Source organism: Microbacterium sp. H6, from assembly GCF_003314775.1.
Lineage (GTDB): Bacteria > Actinomycetota > Actinomycetes > Actinomycetales > Microbacteriaceae > Microbacterium > Microbacterium oxydans.
In genome coordinates, this window is record NZ_QOAY01000182.1 from 653 (window position 1) to 12097 (window position 11445).

The 11445-nt window shown below is 68.6% G+C and carries 11 protein-coding genes and 1 pseudogene; 11 read left to right on the forward strand and 1 reads right to left on the reverse strand.

Going from position 1 to position 11445, the window contains the following annotated elements; genetic code table 11:
- A partial coding sequence (locus DSP71_RS11570; RefSeq protein ID WP_258546393.1) for a 2-oxo acid dehydrogenase subunit E2 occupies nt 1-608 on the forward strand: 608 nt, incomplete at its 5' end.
- A 26-nt stretch (nt 609-634) separates the two neighbouring features.
- Here DSP71_RS11570 and DSP71_RS11575 read toward each other — a convergent pair.
- Nucleotides 635-1855, reverse strand: a complete 1221-nt coding sequence (locus DSP71_RS11575; RefSeq protein WP_113681155.1) for an ROK family protein — start codon at nt 1853-1855, stop codon at nt 635-637.
- A 100-nt stretch (nt 1856-1955) separates the two neighbouring features.
- On the opposite strand from DSP71_RS11575, the gene DSP71_RS11580 reads away from it, so the two are divergent.
- From DSP71_RS11580 to DSP71_RS11625, 10 genes and pseudogenes are all read left to right on the forward strand, one after another.
- Nucleotides 1956-3275, forward strand: a complete 1320-nt coding sequence (locus DSP71_RS11580) for an ABC transporter substrate-binding protein (protein ID WP_113681156.1) — start codon at nt 1956-1958, stop codon at nt 3273-3275.
- Nucleotides 3272-4210, forward strand: a complete 939-nt coding sequence (locus tag DSP71_RS11585) for a carbohydrate ABC transporter permease (protein ID WP_058632982.1) — start codon at nt 3272-3274, stop codon at nt 4208-4210. Before DSP71_RS11580 ends, DSP71_RS11585 begins: the two co-directional genes overlap by 4 nt.
- Nucleotides 4210-5088, forward strand: coding sequence for a carbohydrate ABC transporter permease (locus tag DSP71_RS11590; RefSeq protein WP_046748628.1), 879 nt, complete (start codon nt 4210-4212; stop codon nt 5086-5088). The genes DSP71_RS11585 and DSP71_RS11590 overlap by 1 nt, the downstream gene beginning before the upstream one ends.
- 40 nt (nt 5089-5128) lie before the next feature.
- Nucleotides 5129-6817, forward strand: a complete 1689-nt coding sequence (locus DSP71_RS11595; RefSeq protein WP_113681157.1) for a glycoside hydrolase family 13 protein — start codon at nt 5129-5131, stop codon at nt 6815-6817.
- Nucleotides 6818-6978: 161 nt separating this feature from the next.
- On the forward strand, nt 6979-7962 hold the full coding sequence (locus DSP71_RS11600) for a metal ABC transporter solute-binding protein, Zn/Mn family (RefSeq protein WP_113681158.1): 984 nt from the start codon (nt 6979-6981) through the stop codon (nt 7960-7962).
- A complete protein-coding gene (locus DSP71_RS11605) occupies nt 7959-8792 on the forward strand; it encodes a metal ABC transporter ATP-binding protein (RefSeq protein ID WP_058632986.1) in 834 nt (277 codons plus the stop codon). The genes DSP71_RS11600 and DSP71_RS11605 overlap by 4 nt, the downstream gene beginning before the upstream one ends.
- A complete protein-coding gene (locus DSP71_RS11610; RefSeq protein ID WP_371861830.1) occupies nt 8789-9667 on the forward strand; it encodes a metal ABC transporter permease in 879 nt (292 codons plus the stop codon). The genes DSP71_RS11605 and DSP71_RS11610 overlap by 4 nt, the downstream gene beginning before the upstream one ends.
- A 46-nt stretch (nt 9668-9713) precedes the next feature.
- Nucleotides 9714-10130 carry a Fur family transcriptional regulator gene (locus DSP71_RS11615; RefSeq protein ID WP_045263847.1) on the forward strand — a complete coding sequence of 139 codons (417 nt, stop codon included), beginning with the start codon at nt 9714-9716 and terminating at the stop codon, nt 10128-10130.
- Entirely contained in the window at nt 10127-11167 is a 1041-nt protein-coding gene (locus DSP71_RS11620; RefSeq protein ID WP_179515718.1) for a permease, read from the forward strand. Before DSP71_RS11615 ends, DSP71_RS11620 begins: the two co-directional genes overlap by 4 nt.
- 4 nt (nt 11168-11171) lie before the next feature.
- Nucleotides 11172-11445 (forward strand): annotated as a pseudogene (locus DSP71_RS11625) (hypothetical protein); the annotation flags it as partial.

An 11445-nucleotide genomic window follows, 5' to 3' on the forward strand; every position in this document is an offset into this window, starting at 1 on the left:
GGAAGGAGATCGACGCCACCCGCACGATGGATCTCGTCAAGCGCCTCAAGGCCTCGCCCGACTACGCCGACATCAAGGTCTCGCCACTGCTCATCATGGCCCGCGCCGTGATCTGGGCCGCCCGTCGCACCCCGATGGTCAACGCCGCCTGGATCGAGACCGAGTCCGGAGCCGAGATCGCCGTCCGCCACTACGTGAACCTCGGTATCGCCGCCGCCACCCCGCGCGGCCTGCTCGTGCCCAACATCAAGGACGCGCAGGACCTGAGCATGAAGGAGCTGGCGCGGGCGCTGAACCGTCTCACGCTCACGGCCCGCGACGGCAAGACCCCGCCGGCCGATCAGCAGGGCGGCACGATCACGATCACGAACATCGGTGTGTTCGGGATGGATGCCGGAACCCCGATCATCAACCCCGGCGAGGCCGGCATCGTGGCGATGGGCACCATCAGTCAGAAGCCGTGGGTCGTCGACGGCGAGGTGCGCCCCCGTTGGGTGACCACGGTGGCCGGATCGTTCGACCACCGCGTGATCGACGGCGACGGCATGAGCCGCTTCATCGCCGACGTCGCCTCGATCCTCGAGGAGCCCGCGCTGCTGGTGGACTGACCCGTGTCACGCACGTGACCGCCCGATCACGCACTGTGGCGCAGACGTTCCTCCGCCAACCGCGGCACCGCGTGCTCCCTGGCCGCGCGTCGGGCGGTCGCCACGGCCCCGCGTGAGACGACCTCCGCGCCGAGTGTCGACGCGAGGATCTCCGGAGCGGGCAGGTGCAGCTCCTGGGGGAGGATGCGGCGGGCCGCGGTCAGCACGGGCTCGATGCTCTCGGCGACCGCTCCGCACACGATGACGCGAGCCGGGTCGTACATGCTGCCGAGCACACCGACGACGCGGGCCACGGTGGCCCCGACGCGGGAGGTGATCAGCACCGCGTCCCGGTCGCCCGACGCGGCGAGGGTCAGCACGAGTCGAGGGTCGATGCGACGTGTGCCGACGAGGCGTCCGACGGCGCTGTCGTGCGAGATCTCACCGGATTCGACTGCCGCGCGCACCTGGTCCTGCACGGCATAGCGCAGGCCGAACGCCGAGCCGACACCCACGATGTGGTCGAACACGACGCCCTCGCCGACACCGCCGTGCGCGCCGTGCAGCACGTGCCCGTCGACCACCACGCCGCCGCCGAAGCGCTCGCTCGCGAGCAGGGCGACGTAGTCGCGGCATCCGATCGCGGCTCCCTCGGCCCCTTCGGCGATCGCGGCGAGCTGGGCGTCGTTCTTGATCTGCACGACGGGTGCCCAGTCCTCCAGTGCCTCGGCGAGCCCGGGGTTCGTGCGCTCCCAGAAGCCTTCCGGGTGCGGGGGCGAGATGCCGTCGCGGTTCACCGGTGCCGCAACCCCGACGCACACGGCGAGCACCTGCTCGCGCGCGACCCCGGCTTCGGTGAGCGCATCGCCGAAGCGCCCGAGGATCGTCGCGCGCCGCTCGGAGACCGTCTGCGTCGGATCGAACTCCACCCGGTGGTGCACGAGCGTCTCGTCGAGCAGGTCGGCCACGGTCACGGCGAGGTGGGTGTCGCCCGCATCGACGCCGATCACGACGCCCAGGTCGGCGGGCAGCACGAAGCGGCGAGAGGGTCGCCCTGCGCGGTAGGTGCCGGCGGCGCGGGCGTTGGGGAGTTCACGGAGGATCTCCGCGCCGACCAGGGTGTCGATCGCGTCGATGGCGGTCGAGCGGGTCAGCGAGGTGCCGGCCATGGCCTCGGACGCGGTGAACTCGCCAGCCGTCCAGGCGAAGTCGAGCACGGCGCTCACGCTCGCTCGACCGGTGCCCAAGCCTGCGGAGACATCTGCCACGGCGCTTGACCTTCCTCTCGTCCAATGAGAGAGTACCGTTCGACACAGTAAATTCGCTCACTAGATTTAGTGCACGGATCTACGGGATGGAAGGACGACGGTGTCTGGCACACGAACACGCGCGGCGCGAGCGGTGGCCGCGGCCCTGGGGGTCACCCTGGTCGGCACGGCGCTCGCGGGATGCGCCCCCGGCTCGGGAGCGGAGACCATCCGCTTCACCTTCAGCAAGCGCGAGGCGATCGAGTTCATGACCGCCCTCGTCGCCGAGTACAACTCCTCGCAGAGCGACGTGAAGGTCGAGATCGACACCTCGGGCGTCGACGTCGTCTCGGCGAGCTTCGTGCGGGGCAACCCGCCAGACGTCATGCTCGCCAACTACAACTACGAGATCGCCCGTTTCGTGCAGCGGTGCGCGCTCACCGATCTCTCCGAGACCGACGCCGCTGCGGGCATCCGCGATGACCTGCAGCCGCTCATGGACCAGTACGGCTCCTGCGAGGGCCGCACCAGCGCCCTGCCGTACTCGGTGATGGCCGCCTCCGTCATCTACAACAAGGAGATCTTCGACGCTCAGGGCCTCGAGGTGCCGACGACGTGGGACGAGCTGCTTGCGGTGTGCGAGCAGCTGAAGGCGGCGGGCATCGACCCGTTCTACGGCACGTTCAAGGACGACTGGACCGTGGGCCAGGGCTGGTACGACTACACCGCAGGCGGCTCGGTCGACGTGATCGACTTCTTCGATGCGCTCGCGGACGAGGGTGCCGACGTCGGTTCCGACTCCGAGGTCTCGTTCTCGAAGGACTTCGCCGAGCCGATGGACAGGATGCTGCAGCTCGCGAACGACTACACCAACGCGGATGCCCCGAGCCGTGGCTACGGCGACGGCAACCTGGCCTTCGGCAAGGGCGAGGCCGCGATGTACCTGCAGGGTCCGTGGGCGTTCAGCGAGATCGCGAAGACCGCACCCGACCTGCGGCTGGGCACCTTCCCGCTGCCGATGACGAACGACCCGGCCGACCTCGGGGTGCGCGTGAACATGGACCTCGCCGCGATGATCCCCGAGGGGTCGCGCCATCAGGAGGCCGCCCGCGACTTCCTCGAGTTCCTCTACGAGCCGCAGAACATCGAGGAGTACAACGCCTCGCAGCTCGGCTTCACGCCTACGAAGGGCGCTTCCGCCCCCGACGACCCCCGGGTCGAGGGGATGGTCGAGTACTACGACAACGGGCAGATCTATCAGGGCCCGTCCGTGCTCGTGCCCAAGACGCTTCCGATGATGAACTACGCGCAGGCGATGGTACTCGGGGCTTCTCCGACCTCGATCCTGCGCACCATGGACGCCGACTGGGCACGCATCGCCTTCCGGGCGCCGATCCCGTCGACCCAGGACAACGCCGCCGGCGAGGAGGGCGCATCATGAGCACCACGACAACTCCCTCTGCTTCCGACAGCACGACCGTCATCGTCACGGGTGGCGACCGGAAGCTGCGACGCCACACGCGCCGCGTCGAGCCGATCTACTACCTGTTCCTGCTGCCGACGCTCGTGATCTTCACCCTCGCGATCACGGTGCCGGGGGTCATCGGCATCTTCTTCAGCTTCACCGACTCGATCGGCATCGGGGAGTGGAGCTTCAACGGACTGACCAACTACATCGCGCTGTTCAGCGATCCCTCGATCCTGCAGAGCTACCTGTTCACGTTTGGTTTCTCGATCGCCACGGTGATCGTCGTGAACGTGATCGCCTTCCTGCTGGCCGTCGGACTCACCTCGCGCATCCGCTTCAAGACGGGCCTGCGCACCATCTTCGTGATCCCGATGGTGATCTCGGGGATCATCATCGCCTACGTCTTCAACTTCCTGTTCTCCAACTCGATCCCGGCGGCGGGAGCAGCAGCGGGCATCCCGTGGCTCGAGACCAGTCTGCTGGCCAACCCCGACCTCGCCTGGATCGCGATCGTCATCGTCACCGCCTGGCAGGCCGTGCCCGGCACCCTGCTGATCTACATCGCCGGCCTGCTCTCTGTCCCCGGCGAGGTGTACGAGGCGGCGAGCATCGACGGCGCCAGCAAGACGCAGCAGCTCACCCGCATCACGTTGCCGCTCGTCGCGGGATACGTGGTGATCAACGTGATCCTCGGGTTCAAGGGCTTCCTGAACGCCTACGACATCATCGTCGGTCTCACCAACGGCGGGCCGGGCACATCGACCCGCAGCGTCGCGATGACGATCATCGCGGGCTTCAACGGCGGCGACTACGCCTACCAGATGGCCAACGCGACCATCTTCTTCATCGTCGCCGTGCTCATCTCCCTCCTCCAGCTGTCGCTGACGCGCGGAAGGAACGCACTCTGATGTCGACGCAGACACTCACCACGATCCCCACCTCAGGGAAGAAGCCGCGCATCCGCATGGAGCGCGTGAACTGGTCGGGCACGATCATCCTGATCCTGTGCGCCGTCACCGTGCTCCTTCCGCTGTACGTGACCATCTCGATGGCATTCAAGACCACAGGACAGGCGGTCGACGGCAACGCCTTCTCTCTCCCGGCGCCGTTCAGCATCGACGGCTTCGTCGAAGCCTGGACGCTCACGAAGTTCCCGGTCGGCGCGGGCATCTCCCTGCTCGTCACGGCGGGCACCGTGATCGCGACCATCGTGCTGGCGGCCTTCGCCTCCTACGCCATCGTGCGCAACTGGGACCGACGGCTGTTCCGCTACTCGTTCTTCTACCTGCTCGCGGCGATGTTCATCCCGTTCCCGGTCGTGGCCCTGCCGCAGATCCAGCTCACCGGACGCGTCGGACTCGACAACCCGTTCGGCGTGATCATCCTCGCCACCATGTTCCAGCTGAGCTTCAGCGTGCTGCTGTTCACGGCGTTCCTGCGGTCGATCCCGATCGAGCTGGAGGAGAGCGCGCGCATCGATGGAGCCACCACCTGGCAGACCTTCTGGAAGCTGATCTTCCCGCTGCTCGCCCCGATGAGCGCAACCGTCGGCATCTTCGCGTTCCTGTACGCCTGGAACGACTTCATGATGCCGTCGCTCATCATCGCCGACCCCGCGCTGCAGACGCTCCCCGTTCGGCAGAACCTCTTCCAGAACCAGTTCAGCAACAACTACAACGTCGCCTTCGCCTCGTACCTGATGGCGATGGCCCCCGCGATCGTGGCCTACCTGTTCACGCAGCGGTGGGTCATGGAGGGCGTCACGCAGGGCGCCGTCAAGGGCTGACACCGCACGACCACCGCAAGAGAGAAGGAGTTCTCCCCTCATGACCGACGCGCTTCTCGTCGAGACCCGCACCGCCGAAGACGCCGCCTGGTGGCGTCAGGCCGCCGTCTACCAGATCTACCCGCGCAGCTTCGCCGATGCGAACGGCGACGGCATCGGCGACATCCCCGGCATCGTCTCCCGGGCCGACTACCTCCAGGGCCTCGGCATCGATGCGGTATGGCTCAGCCCGTTCTACCCGTCCGCACTCGCCGACGGCGGATACGACGTGGCCGACTACCGCGACGTCGACCCGCGGCTCGGCACGCTCGACGACTTCGACGACATGGTCGAGGCGCTGCACTCCCGCGGCATCCGCGTGATCGTCGACATCGTCCCGAACCACTCCTCCGACCAGCACGAGTGGTTCCAGGAGGCGCTCGCCGCCGGACGCGGGTCGGCCGCGCGCGAGCGCTACATCTTCCGTGAGGGCACCGGTCCCGACGGCTCCGAGCCGCCGACCGACTGGGAATCCGTGTTCGGCGGCAGCGCGTGGGAGCGCGTGGCGGACGGGCAGTGGTACCTGCACAACTTCGCCGTGGAGCAGCCCGACCTGAACTGGGACCACCCCGAGGTGCGTGCCGACTTCCTGAAGACCCTGCGCTTCTGGTCGGACCGCGGCGTGGACGGGTTCCGCATCGACGTCGCCCACATGCTCACGAAGGACCTCAGCGAGCCGCTTCCCTCGCGCGCCGAGCTCGACGCGATGGACCGCACCTCGGGCACGCACCCGATGGTCGACCGCGACGACGTGCACGAGATCTATGCCGAGTGGCGCGCGGTCTTCAACGAGTACGACCCGCCGCGCACGGCGGTGGCGGAGGCGTGGGTGGACACCCCGGAGCGCCGTGCGAAGTACGCCTCGGCGGAAGGACTCGGCCAGGCGTTCAACTTCGACCTGCTCGTGGCCGACTTCGACGCGCGGCAGTTCCGGAGCATCATCGCCGACAACCTGCAGCAGGCGCAGGAGACCGGATCGTCGACCACCTGGGTGCTGTCGAACCACGACGTCACCCGTCATGCCACGCGCTACGGCCTCCCGGCCCTGAACGGACGACCGGTCAAGCAGGGCACGGAGTGGGTCAAGGCCGGCGGTCCGGCGGACGGCCTCGACCGCGAGGGCGGACTCCGCAGGGCACACGCCGCGACCCTGCTGCTGCTCGGCCTTCCCGGCAGCACGTACCTCTATCAGGGTGAAGAGCTCGGCCTGCACGAAGTGGCGCAGATCGCGCCGGAACAGCGTCAGGACCCCGGGTTCTTCCGCGGTGCGGAGTTCGACGGGCTCGGCCGTGACGGATGCCGTGTGCCCCTTCCCTGGACGGCGGCCGGCTCCTCGTACGGCTTCGGCGCCGAGGGCGCGCACCTGCCGCAGCCCGAGTGGTTCGCGGAGTACGCGGTCGACGTGGAGGCCGCCGATCCGGCGTCGACGCTGTCGCTGTACCGCGAGGCCCTGCGCCTCCGGCACCTGCTGCAGACGGGGGAGACCCTGGAGTGGATCGACACCGGACGTGCCGACGTGCTGCGCTTCACCCGGCCGAACGGATGGAAGGTCGTGTCGAACTTCGGCACGGAGCCGTTCGACCTCGGGGATGCGGCCGCGGATGTCGTGCTCGCGAGCGCCCCGCTCGACGGCTCTGCACTCCCCGGGGAGGCCACGGCCTGGATCGCACCGGCCGGTCTGCTCGGCTGAGCTTCCGCCCCTTTGCCGAAACGGAGATGATCCGCGCCCCGCGCGGGGTGTCGAGCACTGACACGCCGCGCGGACGTCGGGTCGTCTCCGTTTCGGCCGTGGGTGACCGAGCGGCCGAGGGCGATTTGATAATGGTTCTCATTAGCGTTTAGAGTGAGAGCATGAAGAAGCCCGTCCTCGCCCTCACCCTCGCATCCGTCGCCGCACTCACGCTGGCCGGATGCTCCACACCCTCGGCGGGAGAGGGTGACGACGGCACGATCACCGTCGTGGCGAGCACGAACGTCTACGGCGACATCGCGTCGACCATCGGTGGAGACCGCGTCGACGTGCAGTCGATCATCACCTCGGCGTCGCAGGATCCCCATGCGTACGAGACGACCGCCCGCGACCGGCTGACGGTGCAGAAGGCCGACCTCGTGATCGAGAACGGTGGCGGCTATGACCCCTTCATCGACACGCTGCTGCAGGATGCGAAGGACCCGCACGTGGTGACGGCCGTCGAGTACTCGCACGACTTCCCCGGCAACGAGGGGCATGACGACGAGGGACACACGGACGAGGCCGACCACGATCACGCCGAGGGCGAGGACGGCCACGAGGGGCACGACCACATCGAGGGCTTCAACGAGCACGTGTGGTTCGACCCGCACACGATGATCCATGTCGTCGAGGCCATCGCCGATGAACTGACCGAGCTCGACCCCGACGGCGCGAAGGAGTTCGCCGCCAACGCCGCCACGCTCACCGCCGACCTCGAGGGCTTCGAGACCGAGCTCGCGACCCTCAAGGCGGAGGCGCCGAACGTCAACGTCTTCATCACAGAACCGCTGCCCGGCTACCTCGCGGCCGCCGCCGGATTCACCGACATCACCCCGGAGGGCTTCGCCGAGTCGGTCGAAGAGGGCACTGACGTCGCGCCCGCCGTGCTGCTCGAGGCGCTGAACGTGATCGACAGCGGACAGGTCACCGCGCTGCTGACGAACGCCCAGACCGGTGGGTCCGAGACCCAGCGCGTCGAGACCGCGGCGAAGGACGCCGGGGTTCCGGTCGTCGCCTTCACGGAGCTGCTCGAGGACGGATCGTCGTACTCTGAGTGGATGAGTGACGCGATCAAGAGCCTCGCCGCCGCCGTCCAGCCGTGAGCGGCGCCCTTCAGCGCGAGAAGCCGGTACTCCAGATATCCGACGCGTCCCTGCACCGTGGGGATCGCGAGCTGTGGTCCGGCCTCGATCTCACGGTCGAACCGGGGGAGTTCATCGCCGTGCTCGGTCCTTCCGGATCGGGCAAGACCACGCTCCTGCGCAGCATCCTCGGCCTGCAGCCGCTGTCATCCGGCACGATCCGCGTGGCGGGTGAACCCGTCCATCGGGGCAACTCCCGCATCGGGTACATCCCCCAGCAGCGGAATCTCGCCCCCGACACGAGCATGCGGGCCCGCGACCTGGTCGCCCTCGGGGTGCAGGGCAGCCGCTTCGGCTTTCCCATCCCGCACCGCGGCGACCGGGCGAAGGTCGACCGACTGCTCGACGCGGTCGGTGCCTCCCACTTCGCGGATCGCCGCGTCGGACTGCTCTCGGGCGGCGAACAGCAGCGGCTCCGGGTCGGCCAGGCCCTCGCCGACGAGCCCGCACTCCTGCTGTGCGACGAGCCGCTGTCGAACCTCGACCTCGCCAACCAGGTCGCCGTGACCGACATCATCGACCGACAGCGCCGTGAGCGCGAGGCGGCGGTGCTGTTCGTCACCCACGACATCAACCCGATCCTGGGCCGGGTCGACCGCATCCTCTACATCGCCGGCGGGCGGTTCCTGCTGGGAACCCCCGACGAGGTGCTGCAGACCCGCGTGCTCACCGACCTCTACGGCACCCCGGTGTTCGTGCTCCGCGCCGGAGATCGTCTGGTCGTCGTGGGCGTGCCGGACGCGGAGCCTCACCACGATCACGGTGATCACGCGCACGGGGGAGCGGCATGAACGCGGCGGCAGCCATCGCGCCCATGGTCGGCTGGGATGACATCTTCTCCTTCCAGGACTACGGCGAGCTCGTCGCCCTGCTCGCGAACTCGATCATCGCGGGAGCCGTGCTCGGGATCGTGGGCGGCCTGATCGGCGTCTTCGTGATGCAGCGCGACCTGGCCTTCGCCGTGCACGGCGTGAGCGAGCTCTCCTTCGCGGGGGCGGCGGCGGCCCTGCTCTTCGGCGGCAGTGTGGTGGCCGGATCCCTCGGCGGTGCCCTCGTCGCCGCGATCCTGATCGGCGTGCTCGGGGCCAAGGCCAGGGACCGCAACTCGATCGTCGGTGTGCTCATGCCGTTCGGTCTCGGTCTCGGAATCCTGTTCCTGTCGCTCTACGACGGCCGCAGCGCCAACCGCTTCAGCCTGTTGACGGGGCAGATCGTCTCGGTCTCGAGCCCCGACCTCGGGTGGCTGATCGGCATCAGCATGGTCGTGCTCATCGGGCTGCTGGTGATGTGGAACCCGCTGCGCTTCGACTCGCTCGACCCGGAATCGGCCGCCGCCCGCGGGGTGCCGACCCGCGCCGTGAGTCTGCTGTTCATGGTGCTGCTCGGCCTGATCGTCGCCGTGAGCGTGCACATCATCGGCGCGCTCCTCGTGATGGCACTGCTGGTCACGCCGGCCGCCGCCGCGATGCGCGTCACGGCCGGCCCCATCGCGGTGCCGTTGCTGGCTGCGCTGTTCGGGTTCGTCTCCGCGGTCGGCGGCATCCTGCTCGCCCTCGCCGGAACGCTGCCCGTGAGTCCCTACATCACGACGCTGTCGTTCACGATCTACGTGATCTGCTGGATCGTGCAGCGCTCGCGTGCCAGGGTTCGCCGGGTCCAGGCCTGAGATCCACTCCCAGCCCCCGCTGATCGCCGCGGCCTAGACTCTTCTTATGGCTCAGCGGAACACCTGGCAGCGCGAACGCGTGCGCGAAGCACTCGCCGACGCGCGCGGATTCGTGAGCGCGCAGAGCCTGCACGCCTCGCTGCGCGATGACAACACCGGCATCGGCCTGGCCACGGTCTATCGCGCCCTCGCCGGGCTCGCCGCCTCCGGAGACGCCGACTCGCTGCAGAGCCCCGAGGGTGAGGCGCTCTACCGGGCATGCACCACGCAGGGCCACCACCACCACCTGATCTGCCGGTCCTGCGGTCTGACCGTCGAGATCGAGGCCAAGGACGTCGAGCAGTGGGCGCACCGCACGGCTGCCCTGCACGGATTCACCGAGGCCGCGCACGTGGTCGACATCTTCGGACTGTGCACTCCGTGCGCGAACAAGCGCGATGCCGAGAGGGCCGCGTCCGCGTGAGCTTCTCGGCAGCAACGGCGACCCGTCACGGCCACTCCCATCGCCCGTCACCCTCGCCACGATCGGCATGGATCGGCGTCGGCCTCGGCGCGGCCATCATCGCCGCCCTGTTCCTGATCGATGCCTTCCTGCCGAAGCTGTTCCCCGCCTCACTGCCCACCCGCGCGCAGGACGGCCTCACGCTCGCGCTGAGCGTGCTCATCGAAGCCCTGCCGTTCGTGATCCTCGGTGTGCTGCTGTCGATCGTGGTGCAGGTCTGGCTTCCTGCCGACGTCATCCACCGCTGGCTGCCGAAACGCGCGTGGGCCCGTCGTGCGGTGCTGTCGCTGCTCGGCATGCTGATCCCGGTGTGCGAGTGCGGCAACGTTCCTTTCGCCCGTGGACTCATGATGCGCGGCCTCGCGCCGGCGGAGGCGATGACATTCCTCATCGCCGCACCGATCGTGAACCCGATCGTGATCCTCACCACGCACGCGGCGTTCGGCTGGGACGGCGGCATCCTCGTCGCCCGCCTGGTCGGCGGCTACCTGATCGCCAACCTGATCGGCTGGATCTACAGCCGCCACCCCGACCCCGACGGCATGCTCACGCAGCTTTTCGTCGACACCTGCGACCGGGTGACCCACGAACCGGGCACCCCTGTGCGCCGCAGCCTCACGCAGTTCCTCATCGAGCTGCGCGCCGTGATGCCCGCGCTCGTGATCGGCTCGGCGCTCGCCGGAGCCGTGCAGGTGCTCATCCCGCGGGAGTGGCTGCTGGCGATCGGCTCCAACCCGGTGCTGTCGATCGTCGCGATGATGGCCCTCGCGATGACGGTGGCCATCTGCTCGAATGTCGACGCCTTCTTCGCGCTGTCGTTCGCGTCGACGTTCTCGTCCGGCGCGATCGTGGCCTTCCTGCTCGTCGGGCCGCTCGTCGACATCAAGATGCTCGCGCTCATGCGCACGACCTTCACGGGCCGCACGCTCGTCGGGATCGTCGGCATCGTGCTCGCCGCGGCCTTCGCCATCGGGATCGGGGTGAACGTCCTTGTCTGAGCACGTGGCACTGTCTGAGCGCGTGGCGCTGTCTTCGCCGACCGCAGCGCGCGTTCGCGCTCTCGGCACCCGCTGGCTGGGTGTGGGGCTGGCCGCCGTGATCTCGGTCGTCACCCTCGGTCTCGGTCTCACCGGACGCCTCACCCTCTACATCAGCCCCGAGTCGGTGTGGTTCGCGTGCACAGCCGCCGTCGTCACCCTGGCCGGTGCGATCTGGTCGTGCACCCTCCCGCTCGGCGAGGAGAGCGACCACGGTCACGATCACGGGCATGCCCCTG